Source organism: Roseofilum sp. SBFL, from assembly GCF_017746885.1.
Lineage (GTDB): Bacteria > Cyanobacteriota > Cyanobacteriia > Cyanobacteriales > Desertifilaceae > Roseofilum.
On record NZ_JAGHZH010000197.1, the window covers coordinates 17749 to 41923 of the forward strand.

The 24175-nt window shown below is 42.7% G+C and carries 27 protein-coding genes; 14 read left to right on the plus strand and 13 right to left on the minus strand.

Annotated features, from left to right (window positions below):
- The first annotated feature begins 120 nt into the window (after positions 1–120).
- Both J7545_RS23290 and J7545_RS23295 read left to right on the plus strand, forming a co-directional pair.
- The gene (locus J7545_RS23290; protein ID WP_318697898.1) at positions 121–438 is read left to right on the plus strand and encodes a DUF3067 family protein; all 318 of its coding nucleotides are present in this window, start codon (positions 121–123) and stop codon (positions 436–438) included.
- Between the two features lie 125 nt (positions 439–563).
- Complete coding sequence (locus J7545_RS23295; RefSeq protein ID WP_318699775.1) at positions 564–1178, plus strand: TetR/AcrR family transcriptional regulator; 615 nt, start codon at positions 564–566, stop codon at positions 1176–1178.
- 87 nt (positions 1179–1265) lie between these two features.
- On the opposite strand, the gene J7545_RS23300 is transcribed toward J7545_RS23295, so the two are convergent.
- Both J7545_RS23300 and J7545_RS23305 read right to left on the minus strand, forming a co-directional pair.
- Positions 1266–2492: an MFS transporter gene (locus tag J7545_RS23300; protein WP_318720189.1), complete on the minus strand. Its 1227-nt coding sequence runs from the start codon at positions 2490–2492 to the stop codon at positions 1266–1268.
- Positions 2489–2836 (minus strand): DUF6464 family protein, encoded by a 348-nt coding sequence (locus J7545_RS23305; RefSeq protein ID WP_318720190.1) that lies wholly within the window; start codon positions 2834–2836, stop codon positions 2489–2491. Before J7545_RS23305 ends, J7545_RS23300 begins: the two co-directional genes overlap by 4 nt.
- 86 nt (positions 2837–2922) lie before the next feature.
- Here J7545_RS23305 and J7545_RS23310 point away from each other — a divergent pair, with 86 nt between their 5' ends.
- The 4 genes from J7545_RS23310 to J7545_RS23325 all read left to right on the plus strand — a co-directional run bounded on the left by J7545_RS23310 (position 2923) and on the right by J7545_RS23325 (position 6870).
- A complete protein-coding gene (locus J7545_RS23310) occupies positions 2923–3501 on the plus strand; it encodes an NUDIX hydrolase (RefSeq protein ID WP_318720191.1) in 579 nt (192 codons plus the stop codon).
- 213 nt (positions 3502–3714) lie between these two features.
- Complete coding sequence (locus J7545_RS23315; RefSeq protein ID WP_318720192.1) at positions 3715–4452, plus strand: cytochrome c biogenesis protein CcdA; 738 nt, start codon at positions 3715–3717, stop codon at positions 4450–4452.
- A 7-nt stretch (positions 4453–4459) separates the two neighbouring features.
- Positions 4460–5839, plus strand: coding sequence for a cytochrome c biogenesis protein (locus J7545_RS23320; protein ID WP_318699780.1), 1380 nt, complete (start codon positions 4460–4462; stop codon positions 5837–5839).
- 68 nt (positions 5840–5907) lie between these two features.
- Entirely contained in the window at positions 5908–6870 is a 963-nt protein-coding gene (locus J7545_RS23325) for a D-2-hydroxyacid dehydrogenase (RefSeq protein ID WP_318699781.1), read from the plus strand.
- 32 nt (positions 6871–6902) lie between these two features.
- Here J7545_RS23325 and J7545_RS23330 read toward each other — a convergent pair whose 3' ends face one another.
- The 4 genes from J7545_RS23330 to J7545_RS23345 form a co-directional block, all read right to left on the minus strand.
- Entirely contained in the window at positions 6903–7337 is a 435-nt protein-coding gene (locus tag J7545_RS23330; protein WP_318699782.1) for a hypothetical protein, read from the minus strand.
- 192 nt (positions 7338–7529) lie between these two features.
- Positions 7530–7880, minus strand: coding sequence for a phenylpyruvate tautomerase MIF-related protein (locus J7545_RS23335; RefSeq protein WP_318720193.1), 351 nt, complete (start codon positions 7878–7880; stop codon positions 7530–7532).
- 47 nt (positions 7881–7927) lie between these two features.
- Positions 7928–8407, minus strand: coding sequence for a flavin reductase family protein (locus J7545_RS23340; protein ID WP_318720194.1), 480 nt, complete (start codon positions 8405–8407; stop codon positions 7928–7930).
- 119 nt (positions 8408–8526) lie between these two features.
- Positions 8527–10434, minus strand: a complete 1908-nt coding sequence (locus tag J7545_RS23345; RefSeq protein WP_318699785.1) for a DNA-directed RNA polymerase subunit gamma — start codon at positions 10432–10434, stop codon at positions 8527–8529.
- A gap of 176 nt (positions 10435–10610) precedes the next feature.
- Here J7545_RS23345 and J7545_RS23350 point away from each other — a divergent pair, with 176 nt between their 5' ends.
- Positions 10611–11225: a Uma2 family endonuclease gene (locus J7545_RS23350; protein ID WP_318699786.1), complete on the plus strand. Its 615-nt coding sequence runs from the start codon at positions 10611–10613 to the stop codon at positions 11223–11225.
- A gap of 13 nt (positions 11226–11238) precedes the next feature.
- On the opposite strand, the gene J7545_RS23355 is transcribed toward J7545_RS23350, so the two are convergent.
- Both J7545_RS23355 and J7545_RS23360 read right to left on the minus strand, forming a co-directional pair.
- Positions 11239–11589: a hypothetical protein gene (locus J7545_RS23355; RefSeq protein WP_318699787.1), complete on the minus strand. Its 351-nt coding sequence runs from the start codon at positions 11587–11589 to the stop codon at positions 11239–11241.
- 51 nt (positions 11590–11640) lie between these two features.
- Complete coding sequence (locus J7545_RS23360) at positions 11641–12093, minus strand: hypothetical protein (RefSeq protein ID WP_318699788.1); 453 nt, start codon at positions 12091–12093, stop codon at positions 11641–11643.
- Between the two features lie 177 nt (positions 12094–12270).
- Here J7545_RS23360 and J7545_RS23365 point away from each other — a divergent pair, with 177 nt between their 5' ends.
- Positions 12271–12795 (plus strand): hypothetical protein, encoded by a 525-nt coding sequence (locus tag J7545_RS23365; protein ID WP_413038733.1) that lies wholly within the window; start codon positions 12271–12273, stop codon positions 12793–12795.
- A gap of 31 nt (positions 12796–12826) precedes the next feature.
- On the plus strand, positions 12827–13441 hold the full coding sequence (locus tag J7545_RS23370; protein WP_318699790.1) for a Uma2 family endonuclease: 615 nt from the start codon (positions 12827–12829) through the stop codon (positions 13439–13441).
- 196 nt (positions 13442–13637) lie between these two features.
- Here J7545_RS23370 and J7545_RS23375 read toward each other — a convergent pair whose 3' ends face one another.
- Positions 13638–14606 carry an aldo/keto reductase gene (locus J7545_RS23375; RefSeq protein WP_318699791.1) on the minus strand — a complete coding sequence of 323 codons (969 nt, stop codon included), beginning with the start codon at positions 14604–14606 and terminating at the stop codon, positions 13638–13640.
- 71 nt (positions 14607–14677) lie between these two features.
- Complete coding sequence (locus tag J7545_RS23380) at positions 14678–15340, minus strand: hypothetical protein (protein ID WP_318699792.1); 663 nt, start codon at positions 15338–15340, stop codon at positions 14678–14680.
- A 103-nt stretch (positions 15341–15443) separates the two neighbouring features.
- Between J7545_RS23380 and J7545_RS23385 the strand changes: the two genes are divergently transcribed.
- Positions 15444–16058 carry a Uma2 family endonuclease gene (locus J7545_RS23385; RefSeq protein ID WP_318699793.1) on the plus strand — a complete coding sequence of 205 codons (615 nt, stop codon included), beginning with the start codon at positions 15444–15446 and terminating at the stop codon, positions 16056–16058.
- A gap of 110 nt (positions 16059–16168) precedes the next feature.
- On the opposite strand, the gene J7545_RS23390 is transcribed toward J7545_RS23385, so the two are convergent.
- The 3 genes from J7545_RS23390 to J7545_RS23400 all read right to left on the minus strand — a co-directional run bounded on the left by J7545_RS23390 (position 16169) and on the right by J7545_RS23400 (position 21035).
- On the minus strand, positions 16169–16996 hold the full coding sequence (locus J7545_RS23390) for a M15 family metallopeptidase (RefSeq protein WP_318699794.1): 828 nt from the start codon (positions 16994–16996) through the stop codon (positions 16169–16171).
- A gap of 69 nt (positions 16997–17065) precedes the next feature.
- Positions 17066–20029 carry an SH3 domain-containing protein gene (locus J7545_RS23395; protein WP_318699795.1) on the minus strand — a complete coding sequence of 988 codons (2964 nt, stop codon included), beginning with the start codon at positions 20027–20029 and terminating at the stop codon, positions 17066–17068.
- Between the two features lie 151 nt (positions 20030–20180).
- Positions 20181–21035 (minus strand): tetratricopeptide repeat protein, encoded by an 855-nt coding sequence (locus J7545_RS23400; RefSeq protein ID WP_318699796.1) that lies wholly within the window; start codon positions 21033–21035, stop codon positions 20181–20183.
- Positions 21036–21101: 66 nt separating this feature from the next.
- On the opposite strand from J7545_RS23400, the gene J7545_RS23405 reads away from it, so the two are divergent.
- The 4 genes from J7545_RS23405 to J7545_RS23420 all read left to right on the plus strand — a co-directional run bounded on the left by J7545_RS23405 (position 21102) and on the right by J7545_RS23420 (position 23972).
- On the plus strand, positions 21102–21521 hold the full coding sequence (locus J7545_RS23405; protein WP_318699797.1) for an element excision factor XisH family protein: 420 nt from the start codon (positions 21102–21104) through the stop codon (positions 21519–21521).
- Positions 21509–21844 carry a XisI protein gene (locus J7545_RS23410; RefSeq protein WP_318699798.1) on the plus strand — a complete coding sequence of 112 codons (336 nt, stop codon included), beginning with the start codon at positions 21509–21511 and terminating at the stop codon, positions 21842–21844. Before J7545_RS23405 ends, J7545_RS23410 begins: the two co-directional genes overlap by 13 nt.
- A gap of 21 nt (positions 21845–21865) precedes the next feature.
- Positions 21866–22777: a PfkB family carbohydrate kinase gene (locus J7545_RS23415; protein ID WP_318720195.1), complete on the plus strand. Its 912-nt coding sequence runs from the start codon at positions 21866–21868 to the stop codon at positions 22775–22777.
- 70 nt (positions 22778–22847) lie between these two features.
- Positions 22848–23972 (plus strand): cupin-like domain-containing protein, encoded by a 1125-nt coding sequence (locus J7545_RS23420; RefSeq protein ID WP_318720196.1) that lies wholly within the window; start codon positions 22848–22850, stop codon positions 23970–23972.
- Positions 23973–24175: the final 203 nt, after the last annotated feature.

Consider the following 24175-nt stretch of genomic DNA (forward strand, 5'->3'; position numbering starts at 1 on the left):
ACCGCTTAAATTTTGGCCAATCCTCAGTTTACACTTTGTATGAGAGCATTATTACATTTTTTAACACCCGTTTGCGGTGAGTTTTGAAGAATTTGTCCTTTGAGGATCGGGAGCAGAAAAATGACCGGAGAAGAGTTACATCAATTGTTACGGAACAAGTGGGGACGCTCTTACGATATGCAAATCCGTAGAAGCCAGGGGAAAATCTTGGTACAAATTATGTGGAAATATTTGGAGCAAGCGTCGTTCCCTTGGTCTGTGGATGAATATCTCGACCATCTGAGCCGTATTGCTTTGTATCTTCAAGACTGGGGAGCTACGGAGCAATTGCGGTCTTATATTGAACAGACCAGCGATCGCCCCCGTTTGGGTAAGGCCTTGACGTTGATCTTGGATTTGGGCGATCGCTCTTCCGAATGGATTTTGGAGGACTCTTAACGGATTTCAACGATCTTAGAGAAGTTTTGTAAGGTTGTGTGAAGTTTTACGGATTAATTGCTCTAAGCGATCCTGAATCACCATACAACAGGATAAGAGAGTTATATTAACCTGACTTTAAGAAGATGACTATAGCAACTTCGACCCCTAAACCGGAAGCCCAAACCCGAACTCGTATTCTGGCAGCGGCACAACATCTATTTGCTCGTAAAGGATATGATGGCACAACAACACGGGATCTGGCTCAAGCGGCGGGGGTGGCGGAAGGAACTTTATTTCGGCATTTTAGTAATAAGAAGGCAATTTTGTTGGAAATTGCGACTCAAGGCTGGATTGATATTTTAACGGATTTGCTCACGGAGTTAAGTGAAATGGGCAGTTATCGGGATATTGCCCAAGTAATGCGACGGCGAATGATGAGTTTGCATCGCAATGCCGATCGCATGAGAATCTGTTTTATGGAGGCTCAGTTTCATCCCGAATTGCGCGATCGCATTCAAGCCGACGTAATCGATAAAATGACGGATGTGGCAGAAGCATTTTTTCAAACGGCAATGGATCGGGGCGTTTATCGCCAGATGAATCCTAAAATTGTCGCTCAGGTCTTTTTGGGCATGTTTGTGATTGCCGGATTTAGTGACAAGACCATTATTGAACCCGATGCATCTCCCCAGTCCATGCGCGAAATGGCTGAAGGGATGGCAGATATCTTCCTCCATGGTGTGTTGACGAATGGATAGGTTTTGGGGATAGGGAGATAGGGAGGATTCCCCATTCCCTATTCCCCATTCCCCATTCCCCATTCCCCATTCCCTATTCCCTATTCCCTATTCCCCATTCCCAACCGATCGCAAAATCCAGATGCCCAGGAGGGGGCTGAAGGCGATCGCCAGCCAAAACCCATCGATAATGATTCTAGACTGGTCTAATACCCATCCTCCCAAGGAGGGGCCGATCAGATAGCCAATAGCCCAACATTGGGCATTAATGGCTAAATAGGTTCCCCGTAAGTCTTCTGGAGCTAAATCCACCACGAGAGCAGAAGCGGACGGGGTATAGATGGCTGTGGCAACTGCCATCGCGATTAAGGCACTGATCGCCCAAAATAGAGCTTCTTGATGAACTCCACCCACGATCCAGACTAAAACAAAACTTGCGCTCCAGACTGATAGGGATACCATTAGACTTTGGGAACGACTCCAACGATTTAAACTACGAGCGATGGGGAGTTGACAGAGGGCTAAAAAAGCAATTTGTCCCGTAAATAAGCTGCTAATGATGGCGGGAGAAAACCCTCCAGAGGCTAAAAAATTGCTCAAATAGAGGGGCAATGTGCTTTGTTGTTGGGAGAGATAGGTGGTAAAGAGAAGATTAACGATTACAAACTTTTGTAACTGGCGATCGCCCAATGCCACCCCCCAATTAGAACTATTTTGGGGTTGTTGCTTTTGGTTTTGGGGCTGGGTTTCCTCAATTGCAGTATAAATCAGAGCAAAGAACAGCAAAAACGATACACCATCCATCACAAACAGCCAGCGAAAATTCAAGCCAGCTTCAATTAGTATTCCTCCCAACAGCACCCCACATCCAAGTCCTAAATTATCGGCTAATCGCGCTAGAGCAAAGGCTTCATTCCGTTGATCTATCCGAGTTACATCGGCCACCACGGTCTCCGTTGCCGGCCAATAGAGTCCAATCCCCAAACCCATCAACAGATTCCCCACAACCAAGGTTGGAAAATCGACAATTAGAGCCAAAATCACATCTGCAAAAGCCGAAACCAGAGCCGACAACAACAAGGTACGGCGGCGACCCCATTGGGGAGAATCCGTAAAATTGCCCCCTAGAAATCGTCCGAGAATGCCAGAAAAAGCACTACAGCCTAATCCAAAACCGACTTGAGTCGCCGAGAGTCCCACTTGATTGACAAAGAAAATAGGAGCATAAAATAGGGTAAACCCGATGCCAATTTGGGATAAGAGACGACCAGCCGCTAACATCCAAACCGGTTGTGGCAGTTGGGGAAGTACAGAGAACACTCTATCTTTGTTCAAGATTTTGTGCCTCGAAACCCTGTATCCTCTTGGGTTGGTTGATAGTGGGAACACTCTTCGCAAGGGCCATTAGGATTAATGGCACATCTCAGATAAGGCGATCGCGCGTTATATTGGCAAGTAATATCGCCAATAATCGTATCTATCCCCATTCCAGGGGTGAAGGAAGAGGGCCTATAATTCAATAAGCGTTCCCTTGGAGATTGTAAGGGTCTATTACGATAGGCTCGTAAAATGCGTTCATGGCGCTGTTGACACTGGAGTTCCACTTTACGCATCATCCATAAGGACAAAGTTGGTGGAATCATGCCCACAAAGAAGACTAAAATCAGATCTAAGTTCACGGTCTAAAGAGCTGCTCGGTGGTGTGAACAATAATAACTTACCTTTGTAAGATCCCCCTATCCCCCCATCACCCCATCCCACTCCCATGACCTCACCCAAACCCTGGAAACTCTTGCACTCCCATCTAGCCTTTGACCATCCTTGGTGTCAGGTGCGCCAAGATACCGTCCAATTGCCCAACCAAACCATTATTGATGATTACTTTGTCAGTATTCGTCCAGAAGTCGCCATGATTGTTCCTGTTACCCCAGAAGGAACCCTTTTATTCGTCCGTCAATATCGCCATGGGGTACAAAAAGTATTATTGGAATTACCAGCCGGCCATTTTCATCCCCCAGAAGAATCAGCAGAAGTGGCCGCTAGACGCGAGTTTGAAGAAGAAACCGGATATGAGAGTCAAGATTGGACATTTTTAGGTGTTCTGTATGATAATCCCCCCAAGGATACCAATGGTATTCATGTCTTTTTAGCCCAAAATATTCATCAAGTTGGCGAGCAAAATTTGGATATTACAGAAGAAATTGAATTAGTATTTATTCCCATTAGTAAAGTCATGAATTCTATTGTTCGGGGAGATCTTTGTGTTTCAGGAACAATTGCGGCTTTGGTTTTGGCGCTCAATACGATAGAGCGCGAGGAAGGAATCGCGCTAGAAGATCTGTGATGCGAGGGAGAAATCTGGTTTCTGCTTGGCGTTTATAACCCATACAATGAAATTGGGCGATCGTGTTACACTAAAACCACTCATGTAAGGTGGGTAATGCCTGCTGATACAACTAACCTAATTCAATTTTTCAACTATGGATGCTGCCGTGAACCAGATGAAATGAGAGGAAGAATTGAATATATTTAAATTCAGTAGTTATTTGATATTTCTATGATTGAAACCCTAGAAACCCAACTCTATTATCTCCAACAATTTGCCGATCGCCTAGTCGATACCCAACTAGCCCATCTCAATGCTGTTAGTATCGGTCTCATTTTTATCGCTGGACTCCTCACCAGCCTCACCCCCTGTATGCTCTCGATGCTGCCCCTCACCGTTGCTTACATCGGCGGCTACGAAACCGAAAACCGCTTACAATCTGCGATTCAGTCCCTATGGTTTGCCGCCGGTTTAGCTACAACCCTCGCTCTGTTGGGAATCGTCGCCGCTCTCGTCGGCCAAGTCTATGGTCAAATTGGTATCGGCTTACCCATCATTGTCAGTATTATCGCTATCTTGATGGGACTCAATCTCCTGGAAGCCTTACCCCTGCAACTCCCCGCTTCTGGAAGCATGGATTGGATTTCGCCCAACTTTCCCAATAGCGTGCGCTCCTACCTCATTGGCTTAACCTTTGGCTTAGTTGCCTCCCCCTGTAGTACCCCCGTACTTGCCACGTTGCTGGCTTGGGTTTCCAGCACCCAAAACCCCATCCTGGGCAGTGGTTTACTCCTGGCTTATACTGCTGGATATGTCTCTCCCCTGGTACTGGCGGGAACCTTCACCGCTTCGATTAAAAAACTTTTAGCCCTCCGACAATGGTCAGGATGGATCGCTCCGACCAGTGGCGTGTTATTAGTAGGATTTGGGGTGATTTCGCTCCTGTCTCGTCTTGTGCCCATAAGTTGATTTTCTGATGACCTCCGATCAAAACGCTTCTGCTCCTCTCCCCTTCCATCCCCTACAATGGTGGAAAAAACAAGTGCTGCCCACATTAGCTGATTTGCGGTTAGCGATTATTGTCTTGCTGGCGATCGCCCTCTTCAGCATTTCCGGTACAGTCATAGAACAGGGGCAATCTATCCAATTTTATCAAGCCAACTACCCCGAAGACCCCGCCCTATTTGGCTTCCTCTCCTGGAAAGTCTTATTAACCGTCGGCTTAGATCATGTTTATAGCACCTGGTGGTTTTTAGCGCTGCTTGTTCTCTTCGGCTCAAGTTTAACCGCTTGCACGTTTACCCGCCAACTGCCCACCCTCAAAGCGGCTAACCGGTGGAAGTATTACCAAAAACCCCAACAATTTGAAAAACTGGCTCTGAGTACTCAACTTAATCAAGGGTCTAATGACTCTTTAGAACCCATCTTAAAACAATACGGGTATCGAGTCTTTCGAGAAGGAGAAACCCTATACGCTCGCAAAGGTATTATTGGCAGAATTGGACCCATTATTGTTCATGCCAGTATGCTGATTATCCTCGCTGGATCGATCTTAGGCTCCCTAACCGGATTTATGGCTCAAGAAATCATTCCCAGTGGGGATACCTTTGAGATTAACAATATCATTGAAGCCGGTCCCTTTGCCCAATCCCAAGTCCCCAAAGATTGGTCAGTGCGAGTAAATCGATTCTGGATTGACTATAGTCCAGAGGGCAGAATTGAGCAATTTTATTCCGATTTATCCGTATTAGATAACCAGGGAGAAGAAGTCAAGCGCGAAGAAATCCATGTGAATCAACCCCTGCGCTATCGAGGCGTAACCTTGTACCAAGCCGATTGGGCGATCGCGGCTGTTAAAGTAAGAGTCAATAACTCTCCTATCTTCAAGATTCCCATGGCTCAACTGCCCATACAAACCGAAGGCAGAATTTGGGGAACCTGGATACCCACCACACCTGATATGAATGAAGGCGTTGCCCTAGTGACCAAAGATTTACAGGGAACTCTCGTTGTTTATGATAACCAGGGACAACTTATCGGTACAGTGCGTCAGGGAATGGACATAGAGGTTAATGGCGTTACCTTGAAAGTCCTGGACGTTATTGGCAGCACCGGATTACAAATTAAAGCCGACCCCGGTATTCCCGTGGTTTACACCGGATTTGGACTACTCATGATTGCTGTCGTTATGAGTTATTTTTCTCACTCTCAAATTTGGGCATTGCAAAATGGAGACAACTTTTATGTTGGCGGCAAAACCAACCGCGCTCAAGTCACCTTTGAACAAGAAGTGCTGAAAATCCTAGATCGGGTTCAAGAAAACACCCCATCAAAGGGAGTGGAGAGTAGTCAGTAGGAAAAACCGGTTTTACCTCTGCCTAATTCCCTATTCCCTATTCCCTATTCCCTATTCCCTATTCCCCAATGAAATCCCCCAAAATCGTTATCTTAGATGCTGCCACCCTTGGCGATGTTAATCTCAGTAAATTAGAGGAATTCGGCACATTAGAAATCTTCACCACTACTCAACTTGAAGAAGTCGCTGCCAGAATTCAAGATGCTGAAATTGTTGTCACCAATAAAGTGCCTATCAATCGTTCCATTCTCGAAAGTAACCATACTCTAAAACTGATTTGTGTTGCTGCCACAGGATACAATATTATCGATATCCAATGTGCAGCCGAACAGGGAATTATCGTTACCAATGCGGTCGGTTACTCCACGAATAGTGTGGTCGCCCATACCTTTTCCATGCTCTTTTATCTGTCCCATCATTCTCGTTATTTTGACGATTATACCCGCAACAAAAAATGGTGTGAAAGTCCCACGTTTAACCACTTGGGAGAATCCTTTTATGAACTTTCTGGGAAAAAATGGGGAATTATCGGTATGGGAGCCATCGGCAGAAAAATAGCCGATATTGCTCAAGCTTTTGGCTGTCAAGTTTCCTATTTCTCTACCAGTGGTAAAAACCGAGAGCAACCCTTTAAATGCATCGATTTAGATCAACTTCTGCAACAGTCCCATATCGTTTCTATTCATGCACCATTAAATGAGAAGACGGCGAATCTAATTGATGAAGCCCAACTTAAAATGATGTCTTCTGAGGCAATTTTGCTCAATCTCAGTCGTGGTGGAATTGTCAACGAAGCCGCCTTAGCGTCAGCCCTGGATCTTGGAGAAATTGCTGCCGCAGGTTTAGATGTTTTAGAAACAGAACCTCCGCAAGAAGATAATCCCCTCTTTCAGATCGAAAATAAAGATAGACTTTTGATTACCCCTCATATCGCTTGGATTTCCCACGAATCTAGACAACGGTTAGTCACAGAAGTGGAAAAAAATATCGAGGCATTCCTCAAAGGAGAGAAGCGCAATCAAGTCCAATAGATTTCAATTTTTAATTTTTAATTTTTAATTGATCACAGTCCCCAATCACTGAGAATGCGATCGATACTTTCTTCGATCGCGCTCGGAGCTTGGTTTTGTTCTGATTCAACCGAAGCATACAGATAAGAGAGTCCCAATAGGGCGGGAATCAAAATTAAGATAAACGTGACACAAGCTAATAAATTACTGATCGTGTTGAAATTTAAGGGAATACCCCATTCTCCTTGCGGTGAATTTGACCGTTTATCGTGTCGTCTCTCCTGTCCAGCTAGAATGACGAGATAAAAACAGCGGTTAAAAATGGGAAAAGATAGACGTAGATCGAGTGGATGTACCTGCCATTGGCGATCGCCCAATTGCTTCCTAATCTCATCGAGTTGCTCCTCACTAAAGGTTACCGCAATATGGGTCGGCATTTTAGACAAAAAACGGCTTAAAACCGGATCGAGGGGAGAAAATGGCTTCATAGCTCTAGAAGTCAAACAACGATTAATCTATCCATAGATAACGGTAGATCCTACAAATGAGCCGATGTCCCTGATTCTGGTTCTAAGTTTGGGGGGAGGTGAACCCAAAGATATGAGCTGCGATCCTCAACCTTATGGGCAAACCTATCCCCATTCGTGATAATTATACAGGGATTATGCTATGACGAACCCTTAAAATGTGCTACTATTCCAGCCCCACATACTACCCTCAGCACGTGCAAACTCAATATAGGTACGATTGGGGGGTACTCCTAAGTTTTCAGCGATCGCTTGGCAAAAATCCTGACTCATATTCCGGGTTTGCGCAGGACTCATGCCGCCAATATTCTTAACCTCAATGTAGCATACCGGCTCGAAACTACCACCAAACGTCATCGGCACATCAGATTCAAACGCCGTCATCACATAAGATTCCGGTTTACCCACATGCTGGGCTAATTTAGATGATAAGGTGGTGAGCAACTCGTCGATTTTTGCGCGATTTGGGGTGGGAACAGATGTTTTAATTTTGACTAATGGCATCAGTTAAATCAACCTCCTATTGTTATCCTCATGATTCAGTAATTCAGCTAACCGCCATAATTCCAACCCGTACTTTCGAGTAACAATGGCTCACCTTCCCGGTGAATTCCGGCGGCAATCACTTCTCCTACAAATACCGTATGATCGCCTTTTTCTACCATTCCCACAACTTGGCATTCCACATATCCTAATGTATCGGTAACGATCGGACATCCGGTTTCACCCAGATAAAAATCTACTGATTCAAACTTATTCCCGACTCTGCGTTGAGGTTTAAAAAATTGCTGGGCTAAATCCTTTTGTCCCGCTTCCAGAATACTTAAAGCAAATGCCCCACTCGATTGAATCATGGCATGGGATTGAGACTTAGTATTCACACAATTAACCACCAAAGGAGGCGCAAAAGAGGCTTGCATTACCCAACTCGCGGTAAAACCATTGACTTCTTCCCCATCTTTTACCCCACAAATATACAAGCCATGGGGAATTTTTCTTAACAGGGTTTTCTTCGCCTGTTCATCTAACACAGGAATTTCTCCGAATATTTCATACTTGGTCTATCCAGGTTAGTTTAACAAAAAATAGAGTAGGGTGCCCTGCGCTTTCGCTAATGCACCCCACATCCAGATATCCAACGACTAAGGGACTAAGCCGTGAGGATAGAATCATGAATCGTCTTATTAAAGATAATCCGACCGGGTGTTGTACGAATATACTGGCAAATCTGTTCACCTTCAGATGTTTCTCGTACTCGTCGATAGCTGTAAATACGGTTCACTGTTCCGTCTTCTAGCTTCTCTTCAGAAACGATTTCATCATCCTTTTCTGGAGATTCCACTTCACCATCATAACGAACCCAGATATAGGCATGTAGGTCTACTTGGGCTTGGTCGTAGGCACGAATGGCATCTTCTAAAGAAGCAAAAAAGCGATCGCCCCCTTTCTGTGCCCAAGGATTGTCCGCTGTTAAATAGTAACATCCCAAAACCATATCCTGAGACGGCGTAATAATTGGCCGTCCCGTCGCTGGAGACATCACATTATTCGACGCTAACATCAACAACCGCGCCTCAGCTTGGGACTCTAGGGACAAGGGCACATGCACCGCCATTTGGTCTCCATCAAAGTCTGCGTTAAACGCTGGACAAACCAATGGATGCAACTGAATGGCTCGCCCTTCCACAAGCATTGGTTCAAAGGCTTGAATCCCCAACCGGTGCAACGTTGGAGCGCGGTTAAGCAATACTGGGTGACCTTCAATCACCTCTTCCAAAACATCCCAAACACTCGGATCGTTCCGTTGAATCAGCTTTTTCGCCGCCTTAATATTATTCACCAATCCTTGGCGAATTAAGCGATGAATGACAAACGGTTGGAACAATTCGATCGCCATTTCCTTGGGTAAGCCGCATTGGTAAATTTGCAACTTCGGCCCCACCACAATCACAGAACGACCGGAATAATCTACCCGTTTTCCTAACAAGTTTTGGCGGAAACGGCCCTGTTTTCCTTCAATAATATCTGACAGAGATTTGAGGGGTCGGTTATTTGCTCCCACTACCGTGCGACCGCGCCGACCATTATCAATCAGAGCATCCACGGCTTCTTGTAACATCCGCTTTTCATTACGGACAATAATCTCTGGGGCTAAAATTTCTTGCAGTCGAGCTAATCGGTTATTGCGGTTAATCACCCGGCGATACAAATCGTTTAAATCGCTGGTGGCAAACCGTCCCCCATCCAACTGCACCATGGGGCGCAGATCGGGCGGAATCACCGGCAGCATACTCAAAATCATCCATTCGGGCTTAGAACCGGTGGCGATAAAGTTATCAATGACCCGCAAACGTTTAATTAACTTCGCCCGTTTTTGCCCTTTAGAATTGAGGATATCTTCGCGCAGTTGTTCCGCTACGCTTTCTAATTCCAAATCAGCCAATAAGCGCTCAATGGCCTCTGCGCCAATGCCCACTTCTACACCAATTAATTCTGAATCTTCAGAATACAATTGGTCTTCAATATCCATCCATTGGTCTTCATTGAGCAGTTGTTTATAACTGAGGGATGGAATTTCTTCATTGGTCTTAGCGACCTCTGGGGTATTTCCGGGATCTAGAACCACATAGGCATTAAAATACACAATTTGTTCGACATCCCGCAGGGGCATATCCAGCAGAATGGCCATATAGCTGGGTATACCTTTTAAGTACCACACATGGGCGACTGGAGCGGCTAATTGAATATGACCCATGCGATGGCGACGGACTCTCGATTCGGTGACTTCTACGCCGCAACGCTCGCAAACAATGCCTCGATGACGAACTCGTTTATACTTTCCACAATGGCATTCCCAATCTTTAGCTGGCCCAAAAATCCGCTCGCAGAAGAGGCCATCCATTTCGGGTTTGAGAGTACGATAGTTGATGGTTTCCGGTTTGGTCACTTCCCCAACGACTGACCCATTGGGAAGGGTTCGCTCTCCCCATTGCCGAATCCGGTCAGGAGAAGCGATACCAATTTTGACGTAATCAAACCGTTGTTGCTGATTTTTCATTGCTGCTGTTCAATGAGGGTGAATAACGCTGCCTTGAGAATCTGGACTAGCCCAATCTACTATTATAGCGTTTTGTGCTGGTAATGGGTCATCGGTGATGTTTTTCCTGGGTTGTAGGGGCGATCGCCTAAAATAGCTCTATAGAACCCCAATCTGTAGGATACAGAGAGGTCAACATGGTACAGACACCAGTAAAACACGAAACCGAAACGCTCTTGCTGACCTTACCCAAAACCCTAAAGCTCTATGTCACGCAAGCACAATTTGAAGCTCTAGCTGCCAGCAATCGAGACTTACGACTAGAAAGAACTGCACAAGGAGAATTAATTGTGAATCCACCCACAGGTTGGGAAACCGGAGAACGTAACTTTAGCATTATTGTACAATTGGGTCGTTGGTATGAAGACAATGGCAATTTGGGAAAAGCATTTGATTCTTCTACTGGATTCATCTTACCCAATGGCGCGAATCTCTCTCCCGATGCTGCTTGGATAAGTCAAGAGCGTTGGGATGCGCTGACGGATGAACAAAAGGGAACATTCCCCAATATTTGTCCCGATTTTGTCGTCGAGTTGCGCTCAAAGTCGGATACCCTGAAATCTCTACAAGAGAAGATGCAAGAGTATATGGAAAATGGGGCAAGATTGGGTTGGTTAATCGATCCCCAAAATCGAACCGTGGAAGTTTATCGAGTCGGTTTAGAAGTAGAAATATTATCGAATCCCACGGAGTTATCGGGTGAAGAGATTTTACCCGGTTTTGTGTTGAATTTGAGTCGCGTGTGGGGTTAATGTACAATTATGTTTAGTTAAAAAGCTTCTTCGATAAGACAGTCATCAAAGTGCGAATTCCCAACTCGTCTACTGAACCAATACGATCCGTCTTAGATTTTGTATAATGCCAAGCTTCCACTGGATGATAGGGGTCTTGAGGCTTAAAATCGATGAGTAGATGAGGATAATCATCTACTTGCCCAAGTTTTTTAATCAGTAACCTGTATACAGGCTTACTGCCTTGCTTAACTTGTAAAATTTTGGATTTATAAGCATATACTCCAGCACCGCATCCAGAGCCTAGATAACCTAATAGCTCTAGAAAAGGGCTGCCAGGATCTATCTTTATTTTACCTTCTGATGACCATTGATGAAAACCCATAAAAATCCTCCCAGTCTTTCAAGTTATACCTTATAAAACCTCATGGCAACCTTATAAAAAGGTAATACCTAGTTCCCTCATAAGCATTTCGATAAATCGCTCGTATTCTTCTTCAGACATCCGCTCGATAATTTCTTCTAGAGTCAAGTTTGAGCTATTTAGTTTTTCATAAATTTGAGCCTCTTTTGGGTTCTTGGGTTTGAAATCAGGCATTTCTTGTAAAAAATCAGCCCCTGATTTATCTGCATTTTGATTCATCCAAGCTTCAAAATCTCCAGATTTCTTTCTCTTGGGTATCTTAGGCATTTTGGGCAATTTAGGCGCTGAGAATTTTATTCCCATTGCTGACAAGCAAATTCCCATGATTGCGAACATAAGAGACAGAACAATCGATACGGAACCAATCAAAATCCAGAACAGGATAGTGAAAATAATTCGGGCAATTCGCTTTAAGCGTTGGGAGGTAGAGGGTTTATACTTGCCTGATGTTGGTGGATTTGACATTGTTGATACTCCAGATATTGCCAAGGGATCAGGTGAATCTTTCAATACTATGATAGAGGCAATTTTTGCAACCTCATAGCCGGAAAAAGACGGATCGAGACGGGAGTTTTCTTAAGAATGTATAAAAAAGGCGGATCGAGACGTATAATGGCGGAAGGCTAGGATTAGGGAGTGCAAATGGAGTGGGACGCAGTGGTAAAGTCAATCGATGAGTTGTTGTTTTCTGAAACTGGGAAACACCTTGACGATCTACAATTGGCAATTATTAAGGGGGTTTTGAATGGGAAAAAGTATACCGATATTGCTGAACAATATGGCTGTACGACAGGTCATGTGAAGGATGAAGGGTATGAGCTTTGGAGTGTTTTATCACAACTCTTGGGAGAAAATTTGAATAAAGGGAATTTTTGCGCGACGGTTGAGCGACTGGGATTAGCTAATTACCAATCTCCTATAATCGGAAATCATGTTCGTTTTAATAATATCAATCTCTGCACTAGCTCTAATGCTTCAGAACTAGAAGATCGAGAACTTACTCCTGTCAATGGAGGGGAAGTAGAGGAAGATAAAATACAGGATACATTACAGCATAAAGTTAAACTCAATATTGTTCCGAAGTTAGTGAAATTAGGATTAAGAGCAAAACAAATTTCTGAAGTACTAGAATTACCATTATCTGAAGTTGAAGCCAACATTAAATGATGTCACTCATCTATAATTAAGAGAGGTCAACATGGTACAGACACCAGTAAAACCCGAAACCGAAACACTCTTGCTCACCTTACCCACAACCCTAAAGCTCTATGTGACGCAAGAACAGTTTGAAGCTCTAGCTGCCAGCAATCGAGACTTAAGACTGGAAAGAACCTCACAAGGAGAATTAATTGTGAATCCACCCACAGGTTGGGAAACCGGAAAACGTAATTTCAGCATCATCGGACAATTGGGTCGTTGGTATGAAGACAATGGTAATTTAGGGAAGGCATTTGACTCTTCTACTGGATTCATTTTACCCAATGGCGCGAATCTCTCTCCTGATGCATGTTGGATTAGTCAAGAGCGTTGGGATGCGCTGACGGATGAGCAAAAGGGAACATTTGCCAATATTTGCCCGGATTTTGTGGTGGAATTGCGCTCAAAGTCGGACACCCTGAAATCCTTGCAAGAGAAAATGCAAGAATATATGGACAATGGGGCAAAATTAGGTTGGTTAATCGATCCTCAAAATCGAACGGTGGAAATTTATCGAGTCGGTTTAGAGGTCGAAAAATTGTCCAATCCCAGCGAATTATCGGGTGAAGAAGTTTTACCCAGTTTTGTCTTGAATTTGCGCCGAGTCTGGGATTAGCCTTTATTCAGGCAGTCAATTTGACTAGACTATTTGAGTACAGCTAAACCTGATACCAAATTGAAAGCTCCAAACCCCCACTTGACGATCTGCTGGACAATTTCAAACGATTCAGAAACCGGGTTTCTACCCAAATCTCCCAGAATGGGCGAGTACAGAAAGTGTTCTAGTTGATGGGTTGACTGGGTTGACTTATTCAGGCATTCCTTCCATCTTCATACCCAGGTTTCATCCAAGCTAATTGCTCATTTCTGTAGAATGGTGCTAGCTTAACTCTCATTTCTTCCATTTTCGAGGCAGATAAGGGGCTAAAATTCTGCATGAAATCGATGTTATCTTTCAAGAGTGCCAAGCTATCGATTCCAACGACGGCTGCTGAAATATGGTCTAAGCTCAAAGCATAACTAAGCAGATCCCTAGGATTGAGATTTTCGATGGTTTCTCTAGGGCGAATGACTTTCATTGCCAGTACTCCCATTCCCTTACTTCCTGCGGCTGGAACGGCTTGTTCCTCAAATTTCTGTTCTGGACGCTGATGATTCATCGCGATCAGCATGGTATCAAAATCGTACATTTGAGCCGCTTTCTTCATCGCTTCGGCTGAAGTATGTCCACTAAAGCCGATATGTGCGATCGCCCCTTCTTCTTTATATTGATGCAGCACTTCCAAAACCTGACCTTTTTGTCCTAGAGTTTCAACATCTTCGACAGACCTGATAGAATGAACTTGCAGGAGATCGATGTAATCTGTCTGAAGGCGTTTCAAGCTTCTCTCAATCGTCTTTTTGACACTTTCCCCATCCCGTTGAGCGACTTTAGTGGCTAAGAAGACTTCCTTCCTCCTCTGTTTGAGCAACTTGCCCAAACGCTCCTCGCTCGAAATCTGGTGGTTTCCATAATTTGCGGCTGTATCCCAACAATATAATCCGCGATCGAGGGCATATTCGAGTAACTCAAGAGCTTTATCCTCGTCTTGGATCGCCATAAATCGACTACCACAACCGATAATGATCGGTGGAACCTCTATTCCTGTTTTTCCGAGCGTTCTAGTCGGCAGTTGCTTTGCATCATAAGAGGGTGAACTCCCAAGACTCAAATGGGGAACGACAACAGCAGTCGCGCTAGCAACCGCAGCAGTTTTGACAAATTCTCGGCGTGTAATCATTTTGGCTCATTATGGAATTTAAGGTTTTGTTGGTTCAATTGTAGTCAAGGATCGAAGCGATCGCCGATTGACTAAGAATTGAACCGTTCTACCGGTTTTCCATAGACTTCGATCCAGTCTAGTCTAGAGGATGCTGAACTGGAGCCTCCTCTCATCAGATCTGTAATTCCGATTTCATCGACTCGTGAAAGATCGACAGAGGAGACTTTCTCTCTTTCCGTTATCGTCTCCATTGAGAGTGCATACCATTCTAAATCCATAAGATTAAACTCACCGATTTTCCAGTCTTCCGAGGCTCCTTGAGTGCGATCGCTCACTAACCAAGTACCATCCTCAAGTTTTAAGAGAATGTGCAATCTTCTGAAACCCGACTGTTTGGTTCGCCATCTAATTTTAGCCACTCCTCTCAAATCAACCAGAAATTGCCTGTGACTAAACGTTGCTGCCCAGTTGCTCGAGCATCTCCCCGACCATAGGTAATAAGGATCGTTTACTATATTCTCATGATGACTTTTTTTTAGACTTTCTTTCGCTGAACCATATAAATTAAGCATTAAATCTTCATGGCTAATATGTTCCTGAGTTATGGGAATGGCAGCCGGAATCTCCCGAAAGTCTTCTCTGTACACAAGAGATGGGCGATCGTTAGAAACAGCAAATTTTCCGTTAATAATGACAACTAGAAGAGTTAGCTGAATCAGAATCAAAACCCACCAATATTTCTTGATTTTCATAGTACTGTCTTCTATTTTGTCTGCTTTATACTCGCCAGTGAGAAGGTATCCTCCTTACTCTACGCGATCGCCTAAAATGAATTATAGGATCGCAGAGGTGAACATGGTACAGACACCCGCCAAACCGGAAACAGAAACTCTCTTGCTGACATTACCCAAAACCCTGAAGCTCTATGTCACTCAAGAACAGTTTGAAGCTCTAGCTGCCAGCAATCGAGAATTACGACTGGAAAGAACCGCAAAAGGAGAATTAATTGTGAATCCACCCACAGGTTGGGAAACCGGAGAACGTAATTTCAGCATTATTGGACAACTGTATCGCTGGTACGAAGACAATGGCAATTTAGGGAAAGCATTCGACTCTTCTACCGGATTCATTTTACCCAATGGTGCAATCCGTTCTCCTGATGCGTGTTGGATAAGTCAAGAGTGCTGGGATGCACTGACAGATGAGCAAAAGGGAACATTCCCCCATATTTGCCCAGATTTTGTGGTGGAATTGCGTTCAAAGTCGGATACTCTAAAGTCCCTGCAAGAGAAAATGCAAGAGTATATCGACAAGGGCGCAAAACTCGGTTGGTTAATCGATCCCCAAAATCGAAAAGTGGAAGTCTATCGAGCCGGTTTAGAGGTAGAAAAATTGTCGAATCCAACTGAATTATCCGGTGAAGAAGTCTTACTCGGTTTTATTTTGAATTTGCACCGAGTTTGGGGTTAGGCTTTATTAAGATAGTAAATTTTACTAGACTCATTTAGGAGTATACCACTGATATTACTGATAGTAATTGGTAATGGAAACTGAAAAGGTTTTCCGTACTTAACCCAAAGTTAAGTACCTGAGTGATTCTTGAAAAGCTTTTGTGCTTTTGGCGAACCAATAAATCGCCAGTGCCAAGGCTCATATTTTACTTGTTGAGGGTTATTTTCTGGGAAGGAAAGCTCATATCCAAAATCCTGGGCGTGTTGCACTAACCATTGAAAAGCAGCCGTTGTAGCAAAGTTGCTGTTTATGTCTGCATTTGGACTATGCCCATCGACTAAATCTACTGCATAGCCTGTGCGGTGTTCGCTATATCCAGGTGGTGCAACTGATTTTGCTGCTTCTCTATCAGAGCCTTGGATTTGAACTTTTCTATTAAATAATTCCTCCTGAATTTTGTAACTGCGAAACCCTGATGCTGCTATAATCCAAACTCCATCGTCTCTGGCTGTATAGATCATTTTCATCAAAGCTAATGCAGCTTCAGGCATTAGTTTTTCAAATCTTTGATATTGATGCTGTCCATAGCTGCCAACAACAATTAAATTAGCAGATTCAATTTCTGTGTAAGATAAATGCCCAAATTTTGATTCTGAAGATTGTTTTCTTACGGAGATTGATTCATTAAATTCCTTTTCTCCATTTTCAGTGTAAGTGAATTCTTTTGTTTCCGTATCTTTATTGGTATCATAACTAATGCCAGTATCATCAGTATTAGTGGTATCTATTAGTTGCTCTAAAGGCTCTATATCTTGTGTTGATGGAAGAGTTGTAGATTCATTAGATAATTTATTCGTATCTTGCTCGTAGCTTGAATTAGATAGTGCATATATATTAACCATAATGCCTATAACTACTAGAAAAATTGTTAACCACTTATAAACATTTGCCATCATAATTTATCATTGAATCACTTAATATTGTTAGAGTTTATATAGCTAATTTATGAACTTCAAACTTTGCGACTAGTCACGTTCAATCAAATGCTCGGCAATCCATCCTTCTCTTCTATACTGAGGACTATAGATTTTATACCAAAGATAATTATCTGCATTACGCCTACTTCCAATTATCCGAACGCGACTTCCAACAGGTAGTTCAAATAGTATTGGTGAACTAGTAGTAACTCCAGATCGAACATTCTTATCATATCTTGCATCTCCCGTCACGGTTGCATTAGTGTCTTGAGGTTGAGGAGTAGTAGGTGATTGAGAAGTCGTAGGTAATGTGGAAGAAGAACTTGAGCGAGAAGAGTTTGAACCAGGTTGCGTGATTTCTTGTACATTGTTAGAAGGCAGTTTTCCCAATTGATTTATGCTGCTGTTAACCAAGCTGACTACAATTAATGCAACACTAACCATTACCCACTTCATATTTTCTGCCCAGAAAATACCAGGCTTTAACCTATCTGCAATATTCTCAATATCTTCATCTGAAGTATTTTGCCATTTTTCAAGGACAAAATTCATATTTTCTCTATTCCTTTTGTAATGAAATAAACTTTCTGGTAGAAGATTGCGAATACTTGTTCTATAATCTTCAAAATTACGAGCTACTAACCAAGGAATTAGCTTTCCCATATACCAACCTTCAGGAGGATCAGCACCTTTAACTAATAGAGGGTATTCTTCAATGGTCTCAATTGTTTTAGATTCTATCTCCTCTCTCAATTGTTCAATTTTTTCAGCCTCTTCTTTATCAAATTTGTACACAAAATTTACTGAAGCATGAGTAGCAACTTGTTGTGCTGAAATGTTACTATCATCTTTAGCCCAACTAATCATGGCTTGTTCGACAGCAGTTAAAGGTCGTTGTGAATCAAGCCATACTGAATATTGTTTGCCTTGAATTTCAATAACTCTATCTCCTCCGGTCAAACTTGCCCTCTGTTTTAAGTAAATGTTAGTTAGTATATTTGCAATCTCATTGCGCTCTTTCTGAGTTATTTCAGATACTAACCCTTTCAACTTTGGCTCAATTATCTTGAAATCATCGAAATATTTTTGGGATTGCATTCCTACTGCAACAATTGCTAAAGATCGCACAAAAGGATGCTTTTCGTCAGAAAGTATACTTTGAAGGTGATTAATAATCCTTTCTATGCTCTCAGTATTGAGTTCTCCGTAAGTTAATGCTACTGTTGAACGTAAAGCTTCCCTGATGGTTTTTTGACCTTTGATAATCTTTAAAGATTCAGTAACTTGTGATTTTTCTTTCCATGATTCAAGGATATCTAAAACTGCATCTGGCCTGAATTTATAAGCTTCTGATAAGCTTTTTGATATAGCTACAATCAATTCAATATCAGCATCGATTAAGAAATTTTCTAGTTCACTTTGAATTTGTCTAGTATGCCTTCTGACAATTCTAGGTAAAGCATCAAAAAAAACACGATCTCGAACCAGTTTACTTTTATCGATTACTAGCTTTCTAAATAAGTCCAATAACTCTTCTGACATTTGATCGTAAGGATCACTTTCTGATGCCAACCCTACCGTTAATGCAATGGTCGCACGTATATAATTGACCGGTTTCTCACCCAGATTATAATTTTTACTTCTTAAGAAAGAATCAACCAGATTTACGATCTGTGTTTGTTCTTGCCAACGAGTAATAATGTTGAATAATTTTTGGTCTGGATTATAATAAGTCTTATTCTTACCATTGACATTACTATTACTATCTAGCTGAATAAGTTCTTTTTTGTCACTATTTCGCCATACGGCTAAGGCAGTAGCAGCAACTGCCTGAACTTCAATATGTTTGTCAGATGCTAAGGAAAGTAACTGTTCTTCAAATACTTTACTCTCTTGAGAGATTAAACCAATGTTACTAATTGATTCACTAATAGTTTGGCGAATTCTAGCTCTTCTTTCTGGAGAACCATATAATTCTAAACTATTGCCCTCAATTGAGTTTTTCGCTAAACCTACTAGAATGGGTAATGCACTAAGGATTTGTCTTCTGTGACTAGACCAAGCCACCTTTAATAATAATTGTCGTTGCCTCGAAGAAGTGACTTTAATGGTCTCTTCTTGTTCATTTCTTCCTGAAAATGAGAAAAATGCTAGAAGCTTATCTAAATCACAGTAATCTAGAGCACGTAATTTTGGGTCTCGTCGTTTCCAAATATTCTCAACAAGATGTTCAAGAGCTGCAAAAAATTGATCTCCGTAAGTTTCATCAAATAAGCTTAATGCTATTGCTAATAGCTGTTCGTGAGAACTCAATTCCTTCTCATTATAGTACCATTCACTTATCAACCTTTCATCTGATAATTTATCGATAAAGCGATCGCAATTCTCAATATCATCTCCTATAATTTTACAAAACCAATCTTGATTTTCGGAACGCCAAGCTTCTTTTGATTCATTTGTTGTCGCAATTATGTAATGACCACTGGTTGCTGCACTTTCTTTAAGTTTCTCGAAAGAAGCGCCAAAAGTTTTGAAAGAGATATCTGAAAGAATAAATACTGTTGGTTCTTCCACTCTCCTTAGTTCATACTGAAGATTCAGTCCAATGTTTAAGTCTCGAATTGATTCCTTAACAGAAATTTTCTTGTTGATATATTTTTGCAGGATACGATAGGCTATATATCTTGTTATATCTGGCTTGCGAACATTTCTATCTCCTTCAAGGACAACAACTTTTTTCCTTTCAATCTTATTAACTAAATCTACAAGCCATGTTTGATTTTGAATATTAATTCCATGAAAATTTGATTGGTTAACTGAAACTTCTTCAAAGAAAAATTCTCCTTGAATAATAGTTTGATGCCCAATTTGAGTGATATTTTCAAATGAGATATCACCATTAGTGCTGATGTTATCACCAATAGTCTGCTGTGCAATTTGGTTGCTATCTCCAGAAACAAGAATGGGAAAAATCCTAAATCCGTTGATAAAAAAAGGGGAAGAGCATGTCAAAGAATATTTCCTAGAGATTGAGGAAAAATATTCTCAGGTTTATGACTCCCACCATACGATGCCAGAATGGCTATGGAACAAAATAAAACCCGTCCTCGAAACATAAAAATTTTGCGATTGTTCAATAGCCAGTTGTCTTACTTATCCTGAATCAAGACAGGTTTAGGAATCTTTCTAATCCTTCTGTAATAGCTGGAGGCCAACGGCGGATATTTGTCACCCAATCGATATCTTTATAGCGACTATCTAAACCCACAGCGGCAACCCAATTACTTTCTGCTTCTCCTTGTTTCCCTTCTACCCATAAAGCAGCACTTAAGGCGGCTCGCATGTCGGCAAATTGGGGATGTTTACGGTTCAGATTTCGCATCATTTTAATGGCTTTTTCAGTTTCGCCGATTTCATAGGTGGCGAGGGCTTGACTGGCTAGGGCAAAGGCAAAGTTAGGAGCAAGTTCGTTACAGGTTTGATAATCGGCGATCGCCCCTTGCCAGTCTTTTAAGCCCATTTTGGCATTGCCGCGATTGTTGTACGCTTGGGCATCATCAGGGTTAATGTCCAGGATACGATCGTAGTCTTCAATGGCTTCTGCATAGCGTCCTAATCCTTCTAAGGCGGCTCCTCGATTGAGATAGGGATCGCTAACCGAAGGTGCAAGTTCGATCGCTTCATTATAATCGGCGATCGCCTGCTCAAATTTCCCCTGACTCGCACGGGTAATTCCTCGATTGCTCCAACCGGCTGCACTTTCCGGATATATCTCTAAAATTTTCGTCCAATAGGCTTCTGCTGCGGCAAAATCGCCCTGATTTGATGCGGTAAACGCTTGTTGTGCCAAGTCTTCTAAGGTGCTAGAGTCATCCACCGCACTGATTAACCGAGGGGTCGCACTGCTCCGATCCCAAATCTGATGGGGAAATTCCCGTATCGAAATCGCCTGGGCAGGTAAAATAATACTGGCTACAAGGATGGCGACGATTAACAGTCCTTTCCAAAATAGATTCATAAGTTCTGTTGCAATAAGGGATAATAGTATCTTGAGTTAAGATCGCTTTCTATTATTAAAACAGAAATGGCGAAAGATATCTATCATGAAACAGTCAAAACAGCTTTAATTAAAGATGGCTGGAAAATTACCAACGATCCACTCTCCTTAGCCGTCGGAGGCCGAACGGTTTATGTCGATCTGGGTGCAGAGAAGCTGTTAGCTGCCGAAAAAGATAACCAACGAATTGCTGTAGAGGTCAAAAGTTTTGTGTGTCCATCTCCTGTACAAGATTTAGAAAATGCTTTAGGTCAATATGTGCTTTACAGAGGATTAATGCAAGAATCACCTCTTCATCAAGACCGTAAGTTGTATTTAGCAGTTTCTGATTTGGTTTATTTTGATTTTTTTGATGAAAAAATAGCTCAAATTGCCATTCGCACCAATCAAGTTAAAGTGTTGATATTTGATGAAACATCACAGGAAATAAGCCAATGGATAGAGTAAATGAATATGGTCAACTGATCCAAGAATTTCTAGACTACTATGCCCAAATTCCCTATAGCCATGGTGACATTAAGAGCCATGTGATTGCTGATTGGACGAACCATCACTTTATGTTGGTGATTATCGGTTGGGATGGAAAACATCGCGTTCATGGTATGATTACCCATGCCCAGATTATTGATGGTAAAATCTGGATTCATCGCGATGGGATTGAAGATAGCATTACGGAGAAATTATTGGAAGCGGGTGTGCCGAAATCGGATATTGTTTTAGGTTTTCACCCGCCACACATTCGCCCCCATACTGGATTTGCGATCGCCTAAAATTCTACATATGATCTAAATATGGAAAAATCGGCTCTATTTGTGGGGTTGGCAACGTTAGACTTCCTCTATCTAACACCTCAAATTCCCCAGGTGAATGAGAAACTCGTTGCTGTGGATTATACCGTGGCGGCGGGTGGTCCAGCGACGAATGCGGCGATCGCCTTCGAGTATTTGCGGCGCTTACACAAAAATAGTGGCTCAACCCAACTCCTCGCCAGTGTGGGGAATCATCCCCTCAGTCGTCTCATTCGGACAGATTTAGAAGTTTATGGGGTTCACTGCATCGATCTTGACTCGCAACGGATCGATCCTCCACCCGTTTCCTCGATTTTAGTCACTCAACCAGGGGGCGATCGCGCCGTGATTTCGATTAATGCAACTCATGCACAAGGAGTCTGGAATCCAGATTTTAGCGCTCTTTTAGACAATATGCAGGTTCTGTTAATCGATGGTCATCAAATGGCGATGAGTCAAGAATTAGCTCAGATAGCTAAGGCTCGGAAAATTCCCATTATTATCGATGGAGGCAGTTGGAAACCTGGATTTGAAGGGGTTCTGGCGTTAGCCGATACGGTTATTACCTCAGCGAATTTCTATCCCCCTGGATGTGACACCCACGAACAAGTGATGGCTTATTTAATCGATTTAGGCATTCCTCAAATTGCCATTACCCACGGAGAAGGAGCGATCGCCTACTATACTCAAGGGAAACAGAGCCATGTTGCGGTTCCTCAAGGTTCGGCAGTCGATACATTAGGCGCTGGTGATATTCTCCATGGTGCATTTTGTTATTATTCTCTAGAATTGGACTTTGCAGAAGCCTTGGCTCAATCAGCTAAGATTGCCTCTGCTTCAGTTCAACAGTTCGGAACACGAGCTTGGATGAAAGGTGAGGGTGGAGGGATAGGGGAATGGAGAGAAGGCTTTTAGCTTTGCTCCTTTGTAATGCTATCACTGGATATTTTGGTGATTAATAGTCGTTTGTAACCTAAGAAAAATAATGACAGAACCTCAACCGATGACCATTACCTTACCGCCCTTGCGGATTACGGTGAATAATCAACAACAGGTGAACCTAGAGTGGATGCCTCAAGCTCAAGAACCGCTCCCGCCCAGTCAACCCCAAATCCCAGAGAACTGGAAACGGTGGATCGCCTTAAATAAACTGCATAATAAGCCCGAACAGTCCATGATTGAGGCGATGAAACAACAGGGAATCGATCCGGCGATCGCCCGCATTGCCATTAATCAAGTCATGGCGGAACCGTCCTATCAAATTGGGAACAATATGGCCCAACTGCTGCGAAAATTAGAGTCAACCCTCGCCATTCAACAGCAACTCGCGGCACTTTCGTCTCAGGCGAATCGGATTGAGCGGCGATCGGGCCTTTCCAGACAGGAATTTCTCGACTGCTATTATGCCACCAATACCCCAGTGATCTTAACCGATTTCATCCAAGATTGGCCGGCGATGAAAACTTGGTCACCGGAATACTTAAAAGAAAAATATGGCCATGTTGAGGTGCAAATCCAAGCCAATCGTAACAGTAACAGTGAATATGAAATTGAATGTGAAAAACATCGCAAAACTATCTTGCTAGGAGACTATACCGATCGAGTCTTGAATGGGGGCGAAAATAATGATTATTATATGGTTGCCAATAACCAAAACTTAGAGCGCGAGGAATTAAAAGGACTGCTCGACGATATTATCTTTTTTCCTGAACTGCTTAATCCAGAAGAAACCCATAATCGCGTGTTCTTCTGGTTTGGGCCCAGTGGAACCATTACCCCCCTACACCACGATCCCGTCAACTTAATGATGGCTCAAGTCTATGGTCGTAAACGTTGGCGCTTAATTTCTCCCCAACAAACTCCTCTAATTTACAATTATGTCGGAGTATTTAGTAAGGTGGACTGCGAGAATCCCGATTATCAGAAATATCCCCTCTTTAAGAATGTGCAAATGATTGAAGAAGTCTTACAACCGGGAGAAGTTATTTTTGTTCCTGTAGGCTGGTGGCATCAAGTGAAAGCACTCGATACCAGTATTTCCTTATCCTTCACAAATTTTGTTTTTCCTAATTCCTACACTTGGCAAGACCCTCAGATCAAGGCCTGGTGAGAGAGATTTCTTCAGAATGCCATTATCCCTGATTTAAAGGCATCTTTGTTGTCAAAATAATGTGTAATCTCTAACGTTGCCAGTCAAAACAAGGAGGCAGGACAGATGGGGTAGCCTCTCTTATGGGCCTAAAACTCACCTGAAATAACCGATGACCTGGGTAGGGTATAGCACAAATCTTAAGCTTAATGAAACTCAACCTC

What these genes read in the sequence shown, in the direction of transcription:
- J7545_RS23410 (WP_318699798.1), top strand. Translation starts at nt 21,509, where the DNA reads ATGGATAGAGTAAATGAATATGGTCAACTGATCCAAGAATTTCTAGAC.
- J7545_RS23370 (WP_318699790.1), top strand. Translation starts at nt 12,827, where the DNA reads ATGGTACAGACACCAGTAAAACCCGAAACCGAAACACTCTTGCTCACC.
- J7545_RS23310 (WP_318720191.1), top strand. Translation starts at nt 2,923, where the DNA reads ATGACCTCACCCAAACCCTGGAAACTCTTGCACTCCCATCTAGCCTTT.
- J7545_RS23290 (WP_318697898.1), top strand. Translation starts at nt 121, where the DNA reads ATGACCGGAGAAGAGTTACATCAATTGTTACGGAACAAGTGGGGACGC.
- J7545_RS23380 (WP_318699792.1), bottom strand. Translation starts at nt 15,340, where the DNA reads ATGAAAATCAAGAAATATTGGTGGGTTTTGATTCTGATTCAGCTAACT.
- J7545_RS23385 (WP_318699793.1), top strand. Translation starts at nt 15,444, where the DNA reads ATGGTACAGACACCCGCCAAACCGGAAACAGAAACTCTCTTGCTGACA.
- J7545_RS23365 (WP_413038733.1), top strand. Translation starts at nt 12,271, where the DNA reads ATGGAGTGGGACGCAGTGGTAAAGTCAATCGATGAGTTGTTGTTTTCT.
- J7545_RS23330 (WP_318699782.1), bottom strand. Translation starts at nt 7,337, where the DNA reads ATGAAGCCATTTTCTCCCCTCGATCCGGTTTTAAGCCGTTTTTTGTCT.
- J7545_RS23360 (WP_318699788.1), bottom strand. Translation starts at nt 12,093, where the DNA reads ATGTCAAATCCACCAACATCAGGCAAGTATAAACCCTCTACCTCCCAA.
- J7545_RS23390 (WP_318699794.1), bottom strand. Translation starts at nt 16,996, where the DNA reads ATGATGGCAAATGTTTATAAGTGGTTAACAATTTTTCTAGTAGTTATA.
- J7545_RS23355 (WP_318699787.1), bottom strand. Translation starts at nt 11,589, where the DNA reads ATGGGTTTTCATCAATGGTCATCAGAAGGTAAAATAAAGATAGATCCT.
- J7545_RS23405 (WP_318699797.1), top strand. Translation starts at nt 21,102, where the DNA reads ATGGCGAAAGATATCTATCATGAAACAGTCAAAACAGCTTTAATTAAA.
- J7545_RS23415 (WP_318720195.1), top strand. Translation starts at nt 21,866, where the DNA reads ATGGAAAAATCGGCTCTATTTGTGGGGTTGGCAACGTTAGACTTCCTC.
- J7545_RS23400 (WP_318699796.1), bottom strand. Translation starts at nt 21,035, where the DNA reads ATGAATCTATTTTGGAAAGGACTGTTAATCGTCGCCATCCTTGTAGCC.
- J7545_RS23320 (WP_318699780.1), top strand. Translation starts at nt 4,460, where the DNA reads ATGACCTCCGATCAAAACGCTTCTGCTCCTCTCCCCTTCCATCCCCTA.
- J7545_RS23375 (WP_318699791.1), bottom strand. Translation starts at nt 14,606, where the DNA reads ATGATTACACGCCGAGAATTTGTCAAAACTGCTGCGGTTGCTAGCGCG.
- J7545_RS23335 (WP_318720193.1), bottom strand. Translation starts at nt 7,880, where the DNA reads ATGCCATTAGTCAAAATTAAAACATCTGTTCCCACCCCAAATCGCGCA.
- J7545_RS23345 (WP_318699785.1), bottom strand. Translation starts at nt 10,434, where the DNA reads ATGAAAAATCAGCAACAACGGTTTGATTACGTCAAAATTGGTATCGCT.
- J7545_RS23325 (WP_318699781.1), top strand. Translation starts at nt 5,908, where the DNA reads ATGAAATCCCCCAAAATCGTTATCTTAGATGCTGCCACCCTTGGCGAT.
- J7545_RS23315 (WP_318720192.1), top strand. Translation starts at nt 3,715, where the DNA reads ATGATTGAAACCCTAGAAACCCAACTCTATTATCTCCAACAATTTGCC.
- J7545_RS23350 (WP_318699786.1), top strand. Translation starts at nt 10,611, where the DNA reads ATGGTACAGACACCAGTAAAACACGAAACCGAAACGCTCTTGCTGACC.
- J7545_RS23420 (WP_318720196.1), top strand. Translation starts at nt 22,848, where the DNA reads ATGACAGAACCTCAACCGATGACCATTACCTTACCGCCCTTGCGGATT.
- J7545_RS23295 (WP_318699775.1), top strand. Translation starts at nt 564, where the DNA reads ATGACTATAGCAACTTCGACCCCTAAACCGGAAGCCCAAACCCGAACT.